Below are 16,163 nucleotides of genomic sequence, written 5' to 3' on the forward strand. Positions count from 1 at the left end.
GACCACCGACCGAGACCTCCCACAGGTCCGCCGCCGAAGCGACACCACCGGGGAACCGACAGCCGATACCCACGATCGCGACCGGATCGTCGCCGGCGGCCCGCGTGTCCCGGGCCGGCCCCCGGTCTTCAGGGGCGGGCAGATCGCGGGCCGAGTGGCTGTCATCCGTGCGGCCGGCCAGGTGCGCGGCCAGCGCGGCCGGCGTCGGATAGTCGAAGACCGCGGTCCCGTCGACCCGCTCGCCGATCGCCGCCGAGAGCCGCTCGGCCAGTTCGATCGCGTTGAGCGAGCTGAAGCCGAGATCCTGGAAGCTGCGGTCGTACGGCACGGCGTCGGCGTCGTGGTGACCCAACTGGGCGGCGGCCTCGGCCCGGACGACCCTGATCAGGCCGTCGTCGGACGCGGCCGGTGCCGCACCGCCGGGCCGAACGGCGTCGGCGACGGGCCGGTCGAACGCGTAGGTGGGCAGATCCACCGAGCGCGCGCCAGTGCCGGTGAACACGGCTGACCAGTCCATTTCGCCGCCGGCCACGAACTCATGTGCCGCCGCCGACAACGGCTGTGTCGCCGCACCGATCACGGCCGGCCCATCGCTGTCGATCAACTTCCTGAGCCCGGCGTCCAGTTCTGCCCGGTCGTGGCCGAACACGACCGCGCGGACCGGGAACTGTGTCCGGGTGGTCGCCAACGAGAACGCGACGTCCAGCGGCTCGGCTCCGGCGCTCCCGTCGAGCAGCCGCCGGGCCTGCCCGCGCAGGGAGTCCCGGGTCTTGGCCGACAGCACCCACGGCACCACCGGCAGGCGCGATGGCGCGGGCGAGCCAAGGACCGGGACAGGGACCGGAACCGGGGGTGTCTCGGTGAGCACCACGTGGCAGTTCGTGCCGCCCAGTCCGAACGAACTGACGCCGGCCACGGCCGGTCCGGCCGGCCACCGCAGGGCCCGCGTGTTCACCCGAAGATTCAGATCCGTCAACGGGATGCCCGGGTTGGGCGTCGTGAAGTGCAGACTCGCGGGCACCTGCCGGTGCTGCAGACTCAGCACGGTCTTGAGGAGGCCCGCGATCCCGGCCGCCGCGTCCAGGTGGCCGATGTTCGTCTTGACCGACCCGACCAGCAGCGGTGTCGTCCGGGTCGCGACGGTGCCCAGCGCGGCACCGAGGCCGGCCGCCTCGACCGGGTCGCCCACGGCGGTTCCGGTTCCGTGCAGCTCGACGTACTGGACCGTGCCGGGGTCGGCCCCGGCACGGTCGTACGCCCGTGAGAGCAGGGCCTGTTGTGCCGTGGCGCTGGGTGCCGTCAGCCCGTTGGTACGGCCGTCGTTGTTCACCGCACTGCCGGCGACGACCGCGGCGATCCGGTCACCGTCGGCCAGCGCGTCGGACAGCCGTTTCAGGACGACGAGGCCGCCGCCCTCACCGCGTACGAAGCCGTTGGCACGGCTGTCGAACACGTAGCACCGGCCGTCCGGGGACAGCACGCCCATCTCGGCCAGGCCGCTCTGGGCGTCCGGAGCCACCATCAGGCTGACCCCGCCCGCGATGGCCAGGTCGCACTCACCGCTCCGCAGCGACTGCACGGCCAGGTGCACCGCGACCAGCGACGAGGACTGCCCGGTGTCCACGGTGAGGCTCGGACCGTGCAGGCCCAGGGCGTGCGACAACCGGTTGGCCACCATGGCGCGTTGTCGCCCGGCGAAGGCGTGGTGGTCGGGCGTGGACGTCGGGGTGGCCTCTTGCGGCGCGGACACGAAGACGCCGGTCTGTGTGCCGGCCAGCCGAGCCGCGCTCAGCCGGGCATGCTCCAACGACTCCCAGCCCAGCTCCAGCATCAGCCGCTGGTGCGGGTCCATGGCGGCGGCTTCCCGCGGGAGGATGCCGAAGAAGCCCGCGTCGAATCCGGTGATGTCGTCGAGGAACGCACCACGGCGCCCGGTCATCCGGTCCCGGGGCGGGTCGCTGACCGCGTCGGTACCTGAGCTCAGCAGGCGCCAGAACGCGTCGGGCCCGTTCGCCCGGGGCAGCCGGGCAGCCATGCCGATGATCGCGAACCCGTCTGTCATGATGCATCTCCTCGACGAAACTCCGTATGACGACGCGGGACACCGGTCAGGCGCCGGCCGCCGCCTGACGGAACGCGGACGTGTCGGGCGGCGTCATCCGGCCCAGCTGCGTCAGCAGGACATGCAGGTCGTTGCAGGCCCAGTGATCGCTCACGCGGCCGTCCCGGACCTTCACGATGTGCATCTCGTTCCAGCTGATGGTGCGGCCGGTCGGCTCCACGCCGAACACGGTGCCCGTGTGTGTGCCGGTCAGCCGGACGTGCTGGATGACGAATTCGCCGTCCTCGAAATCGCGGATGATCTCGACCTTCAGGTCCGGGAAGCCTTGTCGCTCGACCCGGATCACTGCCTTGACGCCGTCGCGGCCGGTGTCCATTCCGGGCGCCGCGTTGTGGTTGACGAAGTCCTCCGTCATCAGTTCGTCGAGGACCTCGGTCTTGCCCTGAGAAAACGCCTCAGTGAGAATGCGACGGATCTTGATCTTGTCGGACACGATGTTCTCCTTGGAAGGGTTGTCCGGATATCTCGGCAAGAGCTACCTGGATGTTCACGCGAGTGCGTTCCGGTTCGAGCCAGCCCGCCGCCGGGCCCGGATCGAACCGGGCCCACACCGTCTCCGCGGACAGTCGTTCGGCGTCCGCCAGCCGGGCGGCGGCGAGCACCCGGTCGAAGTAGTCGGCCAGTTCACGCAGCGCCTCGATCCCGGCCGGCCTGCCGTGGCCGGGAAGGACCACCCGGGGGCGGAGCGCAATCAGCCGGTCAAGGGCCGCGCGCCAGCGGCCGACCCGCCCGTGCACGGCCAGCGGCGTCACCCCCGCGAAGCACAGGTCACCGGTGACCAGGACCTGTTCGGCAGGCAGCCAGACCACGAGGTCGGCCGCCGAGTGGCAGTCCGTGAACTCGAGCACGCGCGCCGTGTCGGGCAGCGCGCGTTCGATACCGGCGGGGGGCACCGGTTCGGCGGGCGTGCTGTCCCAGTCCGCCAGCCGCGTCGCGAACCTCGGCATCACCTTGGCGAGCAGCGCGGGGAGGCCGGGTTCGCCGATCATCCTGCGCATCCCGTCCACGGTGCGGGGATGGGCGATGATCGGCACGCCTTCGAACAGGAGGTTCCCTCCGATGTGGTCGGTGTGGATGTGCGTGTTGACGACCAACTCGGCGGCGCGGCCCCGGCGGTTCAGCGCGGTCACGATGCCGGCTGCCATCTCCGGCAGCAGCATCGTGTCGATCACGGTGGTCGGTTCGCCGAACAGCAGCACGCCGTTCGACAGGCCGGCGCCGCCGTCGCCGTTCACCAACGCGACCACTCTGTCGGCGACTTCGACCTCCTGCAGCGCGGGCATTCCGACCGGCATGGTGGTCATCCGTGCAGCGCGCGGATCTGCTGGACCAGGCCGGTGCGGTCGAGCATGGCGTGCCAGGACACGATGCGGCCGGCGTCGGCCCGAACGGTCTCCACAACGTTCCAGGTCAGCCGCTGCCCGGTGCCCTTGGGCACGCCGGACATCGTGAGCTCGACCGACAGCGCGGAGCCGTCCGCGGACTCGATGATCCCGTCGACCTCGCGTTCCAGCTCCGTGTACAGCCCGTGCTGCTGCACGAACATCTCAGCGAGCCGCTGCGCGCCCCTCTTGCCCTGGCTCGCGGTGCGGATCTCGAGTTCGGCGTCGCACAGCTCGGCGACCGCGGCGTGGTCGCCCGCGTCGACCACCGTGTAGACGGACTCCCAGAGTTCCTTCGCGGATTTCATCGTCACCCCTCCACGTCCTCGTCTCCGTCCCCGGAGACGATCCAGTCGACCTGGTACACGTGCACGTCCACGTCGTCGGCGTACTTGTGCAGGTCGAGAATCAGCGCGCGGCCCGCCTCGCTGCGAATGTGTTCCTGAAAGGCCGCGAGCTCGCTCCACTGCGCGTAGTTCGTCACCCGGCTGCCGTCGAGGCTGCAGTGCACATTCGCCGAGACGAACCCGGGCATGTGCCGGATGATTTCATCGGTCTCCTTGCGGATCGCGACGGACAGCGCCTCCTGGTTCTCCGGCTTGCAATGGAAGACGTTGATGTAGGTCATCAGGCGTTCTTCTGTGGAAATCTTGCTCATGGCCGCGTCGCCTTCGTCTCGGCGACCACGTTGAAGCTACGGAACTCCGGATCGGAGTAGCATTCCCGCATCGGCCGGACCAGTTCCCTGTGCTCCTCGGACTTCTCCCAGGCGAAGAATTCCTCGAGGGAGTTCCACTCGCTGACGATCAGCCACTTGTCCGGGTTGTCGGACGACTGGCAGATCTGGTCGCGAAGGTGTCCCGGGGTCGCCGCGACGTGGAACCGGACCTTCTCGTAGGCGGCCAGGAAGTCCTCCCGCTTCTCCTCGGCCACCGTCACCATGAACAGGATGCGGGCCGTGCCCGCCGCGGCGTCGGTGCTTCCGGGCTGCGGTTCGCTGAGGACCTCGGTGTCCACGTGCGCCAACGACGGGTCCGGCGCGAGCGGGCCGGTGTGGTACACGGCCAGCGATTCGGTCGTGCCCACATTGCGCAGCCGGTGCCGCTTGCCGATGGGTACGTAGATGCCGTCACCGGCCCCCAGCGGCCAGTCTTCGCCCTCGGCCTCGAGCACCAGGTCGCCGTTGACGACGAACAGGAACTCCTCGGAATACGGGTGGAAATGTTCCACCACGTATTCGCCGGGCTGGAGGACAACCGTGCCCATATAGCCGGATCGGCTGCCCACCGAACCGGGGTGGAGCACCATACGCAGCTGGCCACCGCGCGCCCGATAGGGCTCTATTTCGGCGGCATGGATTCGGCTCACCCGTGAATTGCTCATACAGGAATCATCGCTGCGATCCCCGCGCGCCACATCAGAAATATTCCGTGGAGATTCGACGGGAAATCCACGGTCGGCTGCGGGTAACCCGCGGCTCCGGTACCGCTCAGTTCACGGGGAGCGCCGCGTAGGACCGGAAACCGTGCACACAGGCGTACACGGCCAGCTGGGTCCGGTCGCGCAGGTCGAGCGCGCGCAGCAACGAGGAGATGTGCGACTTCACTGTGGGTCTGCCCAGCTTCAGCCGGTCGGCGATCTCCACATTGGCGAGGCCGTGGCCGATCATGCCGAGGATCTGCAGCTGACGCGGGGTGAGTTTCACTTCGTTGTCCGGCCCGACCGCAGCCTCCGAAGGGGCGCTGTAGCGCAGTGCGGTGACCAGCTCGCCGGCCACCAGGGGGTCGAGTGCCGCGCCGCCCCGGTCGACCACCCGGATCGCGTCCACGAGCCCCTGCACCGGTGTGTCCTTGTGCAGGAACCCCTCCGCACCGCCACGGAGCACCTTCATCGCGGTGTCCGGGGCCAGGTGGGCGGAGAGCGCCAGAACCTTCACCGCGTGCTCCGCGGTCTGCCTCACCACCTGCCTGGCCAGCATGTCCGCGATGTCGAAGCCGTCCACGTCCATCAGCAGCACGCGCGGCCGATGGTCCTGCAGCAACCGGGGGCTGTAACGGGTGGTGTCCCATTCGGCCACCACGTCGATCCCCGGTATGTCGCGCAGTACGGTCATCAGGCCTGCCCGGTACACGCTGGAACCGCTGCAGACTCCAACCGGCAGCAGGTCCTTGGAACCTGTGGAGCCGTCAGGCAGAGCACCCTGCCTGCGGTCGGCGCTCGCGGGGGACGGCGACGTACTGGGCATCTTCCTGCTCCCTTGTGGTTCGCAGCAACGTACGCTGGCGCCGTCACGTTGACGGGTGGAGTTCTCCCGAAAGATCGTTCCCCGGTCGGCCGACATGACAGTGCCCTGTTCCAGAGGGATGACACGGTGTGCTGTGGTGCGTAACGGACCCGGCGGGCTCACAGCGGAGCGCGCTGAACGGGTCGATGTCGCCGACCGGCGGGCATGGGTACGTGCTCCTCTCACGGTTGGTCCCGTTCGGGACGCACCACGGCACGCTAGGCTTCGTCCCACCCCTATCGCCAACCCCAGAGCGACCCGGATCACCGTCCGCCAGCCCCTAGCAGGGCTTGGTCGGGTTGGCATGGTGTTGGGTATGTCGCGGTGGCAGGTGGGACAGGCTCCGGTCCAGGTCGCGAGCAGTAGCTGTAGCTCGCGGACGACCTTGTAGAGGCTCAGGCTTCGAAGAGGGCGGCGCCGAGGCATCACCGTCCTTGAGAAACCCGGTGTCGTCGAAGACCACGGCAGTCGGAGCGATCGCTGCCTCCACCATCCACGCCCAGCCGGGTCCGCACATGGGCCGGATCCCGCGGACTGGGGTACTAGCCGCCAGCCCCGAATCGCCAGTCCCACCTGCGGCAACAGGATGAGGCCGGCTCGCTCGGGTTCTTGAGAACGCCCGGCGGGAAGAGTAGAAAGGTTCACTGCCGGCATCGCCCGGGGCTACTGTGCGGCGAGTGGCGGGCCGCGCCGAGCACCGCGCCCTGACGGGGCCCGGTCGTACCACGGGCCTGAACAACCGGGCTGAGTACAGCCACCGGCCCATCCACCGACGAGCATGTCATGAGCGGCGCTCGCTCCGTCAGCAGCACCCAGGGATTCGCGCCACGTTCAGCGAGATCGCAGGCCCCTGCCCTGTCAGCCGACCGCTCGGCCGGCACCGGTCCTGACCATGCGTCAGCGACGCTGTCGGCCGGTGTCCGGGGCCCGCGCACACACGATGGGAGAAACGCATGAGAACGGTCGTGCTGACGGTCGAAGTGGTGCGCGACGGCACCGGCGTACTCGACGTGTCCTGGGAGTTGGCCGGCGACGGGCCGGTGGACGTGGCGGTCGGGCCGACTCCCGGGACGATCGACCACGATCATCCGGTGGCGCGTGTCGACGGTGCTACGAGGGTGTCGCTGCCGGGGCTGGCACCCGGCCGGCACTACGTGTCCGTCGCGCCCGTCGACGGGGAAGCCGCGATGCTCGCCGCCGAACGCGTGATGCCCCTGGAGGGAGCAAGCAACTTCCGGGACCTGGGCGGATATCGCACGAAGGACGGCGGCCGCACCCGGTGGGGCCTGGTCTTCCGCGCCGACGCGCTCGACCGGCTCACCGCCGACGACCTTGCCGCGATCGACCGCCTCAACCTTCAGGTCGCCTTCGATCTGCGCACCGACGGAGAACGCACGAAGGCGCCCTCCGCGCTGCCTGCCTCGGTCCGGCGCGGAACGTTCGCGATCGGCGGCGAGGCCGCGCGCGCCACCCCGCTCGCCGAACTGTTCCACCGTGGCCCGGCCGACTCCGTCCCGGACGACTTTCTGCACCGGGTCTACCTGGACATGGTCGAGCAGGACGCGGCCGCCTTCGGCCAGGTCCTGAACGGACTCACCGCGCCGCACGGCCTGCCCTCGGTGATCCACTGCACCGCGGGCAAGGACCGCACCGGTCTGGCGGCAGCGCTGCTGCTGTCGGTGCTCGGCGTGGGCGAGGCGACGGTGCTCGACGACTACACGCTGAGCAGGCTCTTGGTCAGCGAACACCGGATGGCTCGGCTGCGGCCCCGGCTCGCCGGGCTCGGCCTGGACGAGGAGCGCTACCACGCGGTGTTCGGCGCGCCTCGGCATGCGATGGCGAGCACGCTGGACACCCTGCGCGGACGGTACGGAACGGTGGAGGACTACCTGATCGGGCGCGCGAACGTGACACCCGCGACGATCGAGGCGCTGCGAGCGCGGTTGGTGGCACCGGCACCGGCCGCAGGCGTGCGCGGGCGCGGCGAACTCGCCGCGCCCGCACCACTTCGTCAGGCGGAATCCGGTACGGCGGGGGACGCCCAGTCGATGCGGTAGTCGAGGGCACCACCGGGGAAGGCGCCCTTCAGCTCGGCGACCGACGAGCGGGCGCCGAGCGCCACAATGGCCTCGACCCGCTGCCTGGGCAGATCCCGCAGTCTGTGAGACGGCGGTGGCCGGACTGGCCACTGCGCCGCCGGTACCAGGGCGTGCAGGGCCGGCTAGCTCCGTTCTCGTCCGGTCGTGCGGGCATGCGCGATCCGCCCGCCGAACAGGTCGGGCAGTGCCGGGTCGAGCGCGTAGCGCGCGAGGCAGTCCTGCCAGCCGACGTCGGTGACGCTGTCGAATCCGGCGTCGGCCAGTTCACCGGCGATCTCGGTCGGGGTGAAGTACGACCGCCATGGCTCCCCCACCCGGGCCATGGCCTCGGCCTGTGCCACGAGCGCCGGTCTGCGGTGCGGCGGCAGCGTGGTGGGCGGCTGGTTGTAGTCGAGGACCAGTTCCGCGGGCGCGGGCAGTCGGGCCACGAAGCGCGCCGTGTCCCTCAGCGCGTCCTTGCTCAGATAGGGGACCACGCCAAGGAGCAGGAAGAACGCCGGCGCGTTCCGGTCGAATCCGGCTGCCGCCAGCCCGGCTTCCGCGGTCTGCTCGGTGAAGTCGATCGGACAGAACACGACCGTGTCCGGTACCTCGATGCCGGCCTCGGCCAGGCGTTCGCGTTTCCACGTCTGGGTGGCCGGATGGTCGACCTCGAACACCCGCAGCGCAGGATTCCGGTTCCGGTACGCGAAGGTGTCCAGGCCGGCGCCGAGGACGACCGCCTGCCTGGTGTGTGCGGCGGCGCGCAGCGCGTCCTCGGCCACCCGGTGGCGCAACGCCATGAACAGCCGGACCTCGGCGGGCATGCCGCGGGCGCCGGCCGGTTCCGGGTCGCTGCCGACGCCGCCGATGATGCGCGCCGCCAGGGGGTCGGTGAACACGCTTGGTACGTCCGCCACTTGGTGCACGGCGCGAGCGAGCGCCGAACTCAACGCGGTGCGGCTGGGCCGGCCCGTCCGCATCACCGATCGCCTCCTGACGTGGTCAACCGCAATTGACGGGCGTGGCTGATCAACTCGGAGCGTCTGTTGACCCCGAGCTTGACCTTGATCGACGCCCGCTGCGCCTCGATGGTGCGTACCGACAGGCCGAGTTCGTCGGCGATCTGCTGGTGGGTCAGGCCGTCGGCGATCAGCCCGAGCACCTCGCGTTCCCGTCCGCTCAGCGAGCCGTCCAGATGGCCGCCCCGGTCGAACAGCGCGGCACCGAGCGCCGGTTGGAGGTAGCGGCCGCCGGCCGCGAGCGCGTCTACCGCGGCGACGAGTTCGGCGGCGGCGGCGTCCTTGGGCAGAAACCCGTGCGCGCCGGCGGCGAGCGAACTCCGTGCCGATTCAAGGTCATTGTGCATGGTCAGGATCAGCACCCGGGTGGTCGGCGACACCGCTCGCACGGTGGGCAGGACACCGAGGCTGAGGGTGCCCAAGAAGCTCAGGTCGAGCAGCAGGACGGTGGGCCGGTGCCGCTCCACTTGTTCGACGGTGCCGGCCAGGTCCGCCGCCTCGCCCACAATCCGGTAGCGGTCGTCGGCGAGCAGGGTGCGGATGCCGCAGCGCACGACCGGATGGTCGTCGCAGATCAGAATGGTCGGTCGGGACAGGGGGGCTTGCGGCGTCATGGCTGGACTTTCGCCTCCGGTACCGGGTTTCTGGGCAGCACGAGGGTGACGGACGTGCCGGTGCGAGAGGACCGGACGGTCAGCTGTCCGCCCGCCTCCCGGGCCTGCGCGTACATGGAGGTCAGTCCGAAGTGGGGGCGGGTGGTGGCCGGCTCGAAGCCTTGGCCGTCGTCACGCACCGTGCACACCAGCTGGTCCTCGCGTGCGGCCACGGTCACCCAGGCGTGCCTGGCGTCACTGTGCTTGACAGTGTTGTGCAGCGCCTCGCGCACGATCCGGTAGGCGATCGGGTCGTTGCCCGCCCACCGCCCTGGCGGCGCGGTGCGGTTCTCGGCGTCGATGCGGACGCCCGTGGCCGACTGGAGTTGTTCGGCGGTGGCGGCCAGCGCACTGGGCAGGTTGGGTTGCGGCGGGTCGGGCGGGGTCGAGCCGCCGATCAGGCGGCGGAGGCCGGCGATCTCGTGGTCCAGCAGCTGCCTCAGGTCCGTGCCCAGCTCGCGGGGCAGCGGGCCGTCCTGGGCGAGCGCCCGGTCCAGCCGCATGCGGGCGATGGCCAGGGCCTGCAGGACGCCGTCGTGCAGTTGCTGGGCCAGCGCGGGCGACGCGCCGCTCATCGCGGGCCCGGGAAGCGGGCGGAGAACAGGCAGACCGCACCGGCTCTCGACGTCTCGACGTCGGTGAACCGGGCGTGCAGCTGCTCGTTCAGATCCTCCAGGCGATCGTCGAGGTTGTTGAACACTCCGCTGCGGTTGAGCTTGGCCAGCAGCTTCCTGGACCGCTGTGTGTGGTGCGGGCCGTCGCCAAGAACGGTGCTGCCGAACACCCGCGCACCGGGCCGCAGGAACGGCATGACATGGTCGAACACCACCGACTTCTGCTCCATCGCCCCGGGCAGGCAGTGCAGCAGGAAGTTCATGCCGACCGAGTCGAACCGCGCGGAGCGCAGGGCGAACGGCTTGAACGCGTCGCCGACCCGGGCCTCGGGACGATAGCGCCTGATGCGGTGGGTCGCCGTGCCGAGCGCCACCTCGTTGAGATCAAGGAGGGTGATACTCGGTGATGCGACGGGAAAATTACATCTGTTCAGAAACCATCCGGTTCCCGGCCCAATATCTAAATGTGACGCACCGACCTGCCGATCGTAATGTGCCAGCATTCGGCCACGGGGGCAGCGCCACATGAAGCGGCTCATCATGCCGAGCACGAACAGGTCGTAGGCGGCGAGCATCGGACGTCTGTAGAACGCGGCGGCGGTCTGTACACGTGCGTCGGTGGGCTCCGGGAGCCCGGTCTGCGCCTGGTTCGGTTTCATGTCCTTCGTCCCGGTCGGTCGCGGGTCGCGATGATGAACTGGCCACCGGCCAGCCGGTCGTCGGGCCGCCCGTACCGCGGTCCCAACTCGCCGCGCTCGGTGATCGCGACGGTCCAGCCCCGGCCAGCCACCCAGTCACGGCCGTCGGAGCCGAGTCCGCCGCGGACCATGGTGCTGATCCGGTCCGCGCCGGGCGTGGTCAGCGCGGCGGCCGCGGCCCTCGGGTCCGGCCCCGGTTTGTCGGAGTGTTCGAACACCAGCCTGCTGCCCGGCGCGGACAGCCCTCCGACGTCGGTGACCACATGCCGCGCCTGGTCGGCGGTCAGATAGGGGAGCACACCTTCGGCGACCCATGCGGTCGGCCTGCCCGGGTCGAACGTGCTGTCGGCGAGGCGTGCGGCGAAGTCCTCGCGCAGGTCGGCACGGACAGCGGTGCGCGAGCGGCCGGTCGACCGCGCGCCCGCGTCGGCGAGCACCTTGTCCTTGAAGGCGAAAACCGAGGGGGTGTCCACCTCGAACACGTCCGCGCTCGACAGCGGCAGCCGGAAGGCGCGTGCGTCGAGACCGGCCCCGAGGAGCACCACCTGGGTGCAGCCGCCCGCCACCGCATCGCACACGAAGTCGTCGATGAACCGGGTGCGCACCACCCCCCGGGAGTAGAAGAGGTCGACCCAGGCGACCAGCGGCGGCCACTCGTCCGTGCCGAGCACCGTCTCGGCCGCGGCGACGAACGACTGGGCGTACGGATCGTGGAACATGCGGTCCGCACGGCGGGATTCCCTGGCTCTGGCCATCGCCACCGCGACCGCGGTGATCCCGACACCCGCCGGCGCCTCGGACGGCGCTGCTGACGCGTCCATTCTCGTCTCCTCACCCGGGAAATGCAATTGAATAAGTGAAGCAGCGCGCCTGAAATGACGTCAATCTATTCTGCAGGTCGATCGTGGTTCATTCGCGGGGATGGGTCGGCCCTCACTCTCGGGAACTAGGCGATTCAGTCCTCTCGGCCGAAGTTGATTCGGTGAATTTCTGCGTAGTCTGGAATTCGGGTTCGCCGCCTCAATGTGAAGGGAATGCCCGTGTCGACATTCACAATTGACGAGCTGATGGAGATCCTGGTCGTCAGAGCCGGACTGCCCCGGTCCGCGGTCACCGACGACCCGAGTGCCACGCTGCGCGACGTCGACCTGGACTCGCTGGCGCGACTGCAGCTCGGCGTGGAGATCGAGGACCGCTACGGGATCGAGCTCGGCGGGGCACCGGCGGACACGACCTTCGGCGAGCTGGTGGCGCTGGTCAACGAGCGGCTGAGCGAGCACGCGAGATGAACGACGAGCGACGTGTCGCGATCACCGGGATCGGCGTGGTCGCTCCCGGTGGCGCCACGCGGAAGGCGTTCTGGCAGCTGATCACCGACGGGCGCACGGCGACCCGTCGGCTCTCGCTGTTCGACCCGGCACAGTTCCGCTCCCAACTGGCCGCCGAGATCGACTTCGACCCGCTCGCCGCGGGTCTGACACAGCAGGAGGTGTTCCGCAACGACCGGTCCGTCCAGTTCGCGCTGGTCGCCGCCGACGAGGCGATGACGGACTCGGGTCTCGTACCGGACGGCGGCCTTGACCACGACCGGATGGCCGTGTGCCTGGGCAGCGCGGTCGGCGCGAGCACCCGTCTGGAGGACGAGTACGTGGCGACCAGCGACGGCGGCCGGAACTGGCTGGTCGATCCGGAGTACGGCTCCGGCTTCCTCTATCAGGCGTGGATACCCAGCAGCATGGCCGCTGAGGTCGCCTTCCGGTACGGTGCGCACGGCCCGGCCTCGGTGGTCTCCACCGGCTGCACCTCGGGCATCGACGCGGTCGGGCAGGCGTACCAGCTGATCCAGGACGACATGGCGGACATCGTGGTCGGCGGCGCGAGCGACGCGCCCATCACGCCGATCTCGATGGCCTGCTTCGACGCCATCGGCGCCACCAGTACCCGCAACGACGACCCCGAACACGCGTCCCGGCCGTTCGACGGGACCCGCGACGGGTTCGTGATGGGCGAGGGAGGGGCCGTACTCATCCTGGAGGAGTACCAGCACGCCAGGCGGCGGGGCGCGCACATCTACGCGGAGATCCTCGGCTACGCCAACCGGTGCAACGCCTTCCACATGACCGGGCTGCGTCCGGACGGAGCCGAGATGGCCGCCGCGATCGGCAGTGCGCTGGACCAGGCGCGGATGGTTCCCGGCGCGCTGGACTACGTGAACGCGCACGGCTCGGGCACCCAGCAGAACGACCGGCACGAGACCGCCGCGTTCAAGCACAGCCTCGGCGCCCACGCCTACCGGGTACCGGTCAGCTCGATCAAGTCCATGGTCGGGCACTCGCTCGGAGCGATCGGCTCCATCGAGGTGGCCGCGACCGCGCTGGCCATCGAGCACAACGTGGTGCCGCCCACCGCCAACTACGCCCACCGCGACCCGCTGTGCGACCTGGACTACGTGCCCAACACCGCACGCGACCACCGGGTGGACGTCGCGCTCTCGGTCGGCAGCGGGTTCGGCGGGTTCCAGTCGGCGATCGTGCTGGCAGGGGTGCGCTGATGGCTGCCGTGATCACGGGTCTCGGTGTGGTCGCACCGACCGGCATCGGAGCGGCCGAGCACTGGCGTGCCACCCTGGCCGGCGAACTGGCGGTGCGGCCGATCGAGACGTTCGACACCAGCCGCTACACCACCACGCTGGCCGGCCAGATATCCGGTTTCGACGTGACCGAGCATGTGCCGGACCGGCTGGCCGTCCAGACCGACCGGTGGACATGGCTGGCGTTCGCCGCGACCGGTATGGCCCTGGCCGACGCCGGATACGACCCGGCCGCCCACGATCCGTACGCCACGTCGGTGATCCTGGGCAGCGGATCGGGCGGCAACGAGTTCGGCCAGCGCGAGATCCAGGCACTGTGGAGCCGGGGCCGCAAGGCGATCGGCGCGTATCAGTCCATCGCCTGGTTCTACGCCGCGAGCACCGGGCAACTCGCCATCCGCCACGGCGCCAAGGGGCCGTGCGGGGTGGTGGTCTCCGACTCGGCGTCCGGCATCGACAGCCTCGGCTGGGCCGACCGGTCGATCCGACGCGGCACCGGCGCCGTGCTGGCCGGCGGCACCGAGGCACCGATCGCCCCGTACGCGCTGACCATTCAGATGTCCGACGGCCGCCTGTCCAGCGCGACCGACCCGAGGAACGGCTACAAGCCGTTCGACCGGGCGGCCAACGGTCATCTGCCCGGCGAGGGCGGCGCGATCCTCGTGGTGGAGGACGAGGCCGCGGCGCGGGCCCGGTCCGCGCCGGCCGGCTACGGCGTGATCGCCGGCTATGCGGCCACCCAGGACGCGCACCACTACCGGACGGCCGCGCCGGACGGACGGCAGTACTCCCGGGCGATCAGGTTGGCCCTGCAGCGGGCCGGCATACGACCGGACGAGGTCGACCTGGTGCTGGCCGACGGCGCCGGCCGACCGGATGCCGATGCCGCCGAGGCGAAGGCGCTGTGCTCGGTGTTCGGCCCGCACGCGGTCCCGGTCACCGCGCCGCAGGGACTGGTCGGGCGGTTGCTGTCCGGTGGTTCGGCGCTCAGTGTGGCCACGGCGCTGCTCGCGATGAGGAACGGTGTGATTCCGCCGGTGGGCAACCTCGATGATCCCGATCCGGAATACGGCCTCGATCTGGTGCGCCGGCCCCGCGAACGCAGACTGGACACGGTGCTGGTCACCGCCCGTGGCCAGGGTGGTTTCAACAGTGCGGTGATATTGCGGGCCTGCAGACGGGCTTGAGGTGGGCGGCCGGCGCTGGTGCTCACCGCTGCGTACGACGACGGCGCGGACACCACCGCCGAGTTCAACAAGAACGTCCTCAGCGCACTGAACCGGAGACTCGGCGCCGGCCTCAACCCGCCCGCGTTCGACCACGTCGCGCTCCGGGAGGCGGACAACAAGTGGATCGAGATGCGGCCGTTCCTGCCTGCGGCGCAGGCGGGAACGGCCGTCTTCGTCATGCGTTCATGAGGCCGGGACACACCTCGGCGCCTCGTCGGCCCGGCCGCTGCTGGTTCACGGGATCGAGGAGTACGTGTCGTTCGACGGCGACATCGCCAAGATCGAAGTGGTCTTTCCGTTCCGGCGTCGGTGGTCAGTTCGGCGCTCCGAGCGGCACCTGTTCCACCACACGGTGGTCCTCGGTGAACGGCTCGGTGCCGCTGGCCCCGCCAGGCGAGCCCACCACGCCGAAGATCTCCCGGTCGGCGGTCCGGTACCCCTCCCACGGATCCGGAACGTCGTCATCGTAGAAGATCGCCTCGACAGGGCACACGGGCTCGCATGCGCCACAGTCCACGCACTCATCCGGCTGGATGTACATCTTCCGCGGGCCCTCGTAGATGCAATCGACCGGACACTCGTCGATGCACGCACCGTCCTTCACATCGACGCAGGGCTGAGCGATCACGTACGTCATGCGGGACTCCCTACGGTCAAGGTTTCGGTCAAAGCTTCAACAGGGGTGTCGGCTACCGGCCCTCTGTCTTCGATCTCGCAGATCGCCCTCCCCGGACGGGGCCGCGAACTCGGTGACGGTGCCGGGGCGGGCAGGAAGCCGCGGCGGGTGCTCGATCTTCAGACGGGTGTTGACCTCCAGGAAGGAGATCGCGCCGGCCGCGCCGACCAGAGACGGCTTGTCCGGGTAGCGCTCCACAGAGCACTCCCCCGCGCCCGAACCCGGCCACCGACTCACGCACCGCCCAGTCGGACAGCTCGGGCACTTCCTCCAGGGTGCGGGCCGCCTTGGGATCGCGTGCCCCCGCCACCGAAGGCGGCCTTGATCGCGATGGGCAGGACGTGCGTACCGGCGATCAGGTCCGCGTCCAGCACGGCCTGCGCGAACTCCGCGTTCTCCGGAAGGAGACTGTATCCCGGGTGGATGGCGTCCGCCGGAGTCCCTGGCCCAGCGCGAAGGCAGGGTCGGCCGCGCGGACATGCGGCACGTCCCGGTCCGGCTCGGCGCAGACGGCAACGCTCGCGATCCCGGCGTCCCTGCGCATGAGTCTTCCGTGAGTTGTCGGGCGGCTGAAGGCCGCGAGCTGATACGTAAGTCCCTCACACGTACTGCCATGAGCCGGCCGGTACTTCGAGGAAACGCCGGGCGTGGGCCCAGCCGGGTCTCCCAGGGGCCCCGGGCGTCCCGTCCGCCCCCCGGCCGGCCGCAGCCGCTGTGTCCGGCTGTCCCACAGCGAGCAACACCGCGACGAGGGCAGCCAGGTCCTCGTCGCTGGGCTTGCCGTGCACCACCTTCAGTTCGCTCATCACAGGCTC

The 16,163-nt window shown here is 70.0% G+C and carries 19 protein-coding genes and 1 pseudogene; 5 read left to right on the plus strand and 15 right to left on the minus strand.

Going from position 1 to position 16,163, the window contains the following annotated elements:
* The 7 genes from ACFWR9_RS29750 to ACFWR9_RS29780 all read right to left on the minus strand — a co-directional run.
* The coding region (locus tag ACFWR9_RS29750) for a beta-ketoacyl synthase N-terminal-like domain-containing protein (RefSeq protein WP_383847229.1) at positions 1 to 2,062 on the minus strand (2,062 nt) is incomplete at its 3' end.
* A 46-nt stretch (positions 2,063 to 2,108) separates the two neighbouring features.
* Positions 2,109 to 2,555 (minus strand): ester cyclase, encoded by a 447-nt coding sequence (locus tag ACFWR9_RS29755; RefSeq protein WP_383847231.1) that lies wholly within the window; start codon positions 2,553 to 2,555, stop codon positions 2,109 to 2,111.
* The gene (locus ACFWR9_RS29760) at positions 2,518 to 3,426 is read right to left on the minus strand and encodes an MBL fold metallo-hydrolase (protein WP_383847233.1); all 909 of its coding nucleotides are present in this window, start codon (positions 3,424 to 3,426) and stop codon (positions 2,518 to 2,520) included. The genes ACFWR9_RS29755 and ACFWR9_RS29760 overlap by 38 nt, the downstream gene beginning before the upstream one ends.
* On the minus strand, positions 3,423 to 3,812 hold the full coding sequence (locus ACFWR9_RS29765) for a nuclear transport factor 2 family protein (protein ID WP_383847235.1): 390 nt from the start codon (positions 3,810 to 3,812) through the stop codon (positions 3,423 to 3,425). The genes ACFWR9_RS29760 and ACFWR9_RS29765 overlap by 4 nt, the downstream gene beginning before the upstream one ends.
* A gap of 2 nt (positions 3,813 to 3,814) precedes the next feature.
* Positions 3,815 to 4,162 (minus strand): antibiotic biosynthesis monooxygenase family protein, encoded by a 348-nt coding sequence (locus tag ACFWR9_RS29770; RefSeq protein ID WP_383847237.1) that lies wholly within the window; start codon positions 4,160 to 4,162, stop codon positions 3,815 to 3,817.
* Positions 4,159 to 4,791, minus strand: coding sequence for an antibiotic biosynthesis monooxygenase (locus tag ACFWR9_RS29775; RefSeq protein ID WP_383847239.1), 633 nt, complete (start codon positions 4,789 to 4,791; stop codon positions 4,159 to 4,161). The genes ACFWR9_RS29770 and ACFWR9_RS29775 overlap by 4 nt, the downstream gene beginning before the upstream one ends.
* A gap of 202 nt (positions 4,792 to 4,993) precedes the next feature.
* Complete coding sequence (locus ACFWR9_RS29780; RefSeq protein ID WP_383847241.1) at positions 4,994 to 5,749, minus strand: LuxR C-terminal-related transcriptional regulator; 756 nt, start codon at positions 5,747 to 5,749, stop codon at positions 4,994 to 4,996.
* 992 nt (positions 5,750 to 6,741) lie between these two features.
* Between ACFWR9_RS29780 and ACFWR9_RS29785 the strand changes: the two genes are divergently transcribed.
* A complete protein-coding gene (locus tag ACFWR9_RS29785) occupies positions 6,742 to 7,845 on the plus strand; it encodes a tyrosine-protein phosphatase (RefSeq protein WP_383847243.1) in 1,104 nt (367 codons plus the stop codon).
* A gap of 164 nt (positions 7,846 to 8,009) precedes the next feature.
* Here the strand turns inward: ACFWR9_RS29785 and ACFWR9_RS29790 are convergent, their stop codons facing one another.
* The 5 genes from ACFWR9_RS29790 to ACFWR9_RS29810 are packed head-to-tail and all read right to left on the minus strand — an operon-like array spanning position 8,010 to position 11,674.
* The gene (locus ACFWR9_RS29790; protein WP_383847299.1) at positions 8,010 to 8,849 is read right to left on the minus strand and encodes a class I SAM-dependent methyltransferase; all 840 of its coding nucleotides are present in this window, start codon (positions 8,847 to 8,849) and stop codon (positions 8,010 to 8,012) included.
* Positions 8,849 to 9,502 carry a response regulator gene (locus ACFWR9_RS29795; RefSeq protein WP_383847245.1) on the minus strand — a complete coding sequence of 218 codons (654 nt, stop codon included), beginning with the start codon at positions 9,500 to 9,502 and terminating at the stop codon, positions 8,849 to 8,851. The genes ACFWR9_RS29790 and ACFWR9_RS29795 overlap by 1 nt, the downstream gene beginning before the upstream one ends.
* The gene (locus ACFWR9_RS29800) at positions 9,499 to 10,116 is read right to left on the minus strand and encodes a sensor histidine kinase (protein ID WP_383847246.1); all 618 of its coding nucleotides are present in this window, start codon (positions 10,114 to 10,116) and stop codon (positions 9,499 to 9,501) included. The genes ACFWR9_RS29795 and ACFWR9_RS29800 overlap by 4 nt, the downstream gene beginning before the upstream one ends.
* Positions 10,113 to 10,814 carry a class I SAM-dependent methyltransferase gene (locus ACFWR9_RS29805; RefSeq protein WP_383847249.1) on the minus strand — a complete coding sequence of 234 codons (702 nt, stop codon included), beginning with the start codon at positions 10,812 to 10,814 and terminating at the stop codon, positions 10,113 to 10,115. Before ACFWR9_RS29805 ends, ACFWR9_RS29800 begins: the two co-directional genes overlap by 4 nt.
* On the minus strand, positions 10,811 to 11,674 hold the full coding sequence (locus ACFWR9_RS29810) for an SAM-dependent methyltransferase (protein ID WP_383847251.1): 864 nt from the start codon (positions 11,672 to 11,674) through the stop codon (positions 10,811 to 10,813). The genes ACFWR9_RS29805 and ACFWR9_RS29810 overlap by 4 nt, the downstream gene beginning before the upstream one ends.
* Positions 11,675 to 11,893: 219 nt before the next feature.
* On the opposite strand from ACFWR9_RS29810, the gene ACFWR9_RS29815 reads away from it, so the two are divergent.
* The 4 genes from ACFWR9_RS29815 to ACFWR9_RS29830 are packed head-to-tail and all read left to right on the plus strand — an operon-like array spanning position 11,894 to position 14,861.
* Complete coding sequence (locus ACFWR9_RS29815; RefSeq protein WP_383847253.1) at positions 11,894 to 12,142, plus strand: acyl carrier protein; 249 nt, start codon at positions 11,894 to 11,896, stop codon at positions 12,140 to 12,142.
* Positions 12,139 to 13,404: a beta-ketoacyl-[acyl-carrier-protein] synthase family protein gene (locus ACFWR9_RS29820; RefSeq protein ID WP_383847255.1), complete on the plus strand. Its 1,266-nt coding sequence runs from the start codon at positions 12,139 to 12,141 to the stop codon at positions 13,402 to 13,404. Before ACFWR9_RS29815 ends, ACFWR9_RS29820 begins: the two co-directional genes overlap by 4 nt.
* Positions 13,404 to 14,630, plus strand: a complete 1,227-nt coding sequence (locus ACFWR9_RS29825; RefSeq protein ID WP_383847257.1) for a beta-ketoacyl synthase N-terminal-like domain-containing protein — start codon at positions 13,404 to 13,406, stop codon at positions 14,628 to 14,630. The genes ACFWR9_RS29820 and ACFWR9_RS29825 overlap by 1 nt, the downstream gene beginning before the upstream one ends.
* 18 nt (positions 14,631 to 14,648) lie before the next feature.
* A complete protein-coding gene (locus tag ACFWR9_RS29830; RefSeq protein ID WP_383847258.1) occupies positions 14,649 to 14,861 on the plus strand; it encodes an L-histidine N(alpha)-methyltransferase in 213 nt (70 codons plus the stop codon).
* Between the two features lie 124 nt (positions 14,862 to 14,985).
* On the opposite strand, the gene fdxA is transcribed toward ACFWR9_RS29830, so the two are convergent.
* From fdxA to ACFWR9_RS29845, 3 genes and pseudogenes are all read right to left on the minus strand, one after another.
* Positions 14,986 to 15,309 (minus strand): ferredoxin, encoded by a 324-nt coding sequence (fdxA, locus tag ACFWR9_RS29835; protein ID WP_383847260.1) that lies wholly within the window; start codon positions 15,307 to 15,309, stop codon positions 14,986 to 14,988.
* 144 nt (positions 15,310 to 15,453) lie between these two features.
* Positions 15,454 to 15,892: pseudogene (locus ACFWR9_RS29840) on the minus strand (biotin carboxylase N-terminal domain-containing protein); the annotation flags it as partial.
* 55 nt (positions 15,893 to 15,947) lie between these two features.
* Complete coding sequence (locus tag ACFWR9_RS29845) at positions 15,948 to 16,154, minus strand: acyl-CoA carboxylase epsilon subunit (protein ID WP_383847262.1); 207 nt, start codon at positions 16,152 to 16,154, stop codon at positions 15,948 to 15,950.
* Positions 16,155 to 16,163 lie beyond the last annotated feature (9 nt).

Origin of the sequence: Streptomyces sp. NPDC058534 (genome assembly GCF_042717365.1) — a bacterium.
Taxonomy (GTDB): domain Bacteria; phylum Actinomycetota; class Actinomycetes; order Streptomycetales; family Streptomycetaceae; genus Streptomyces.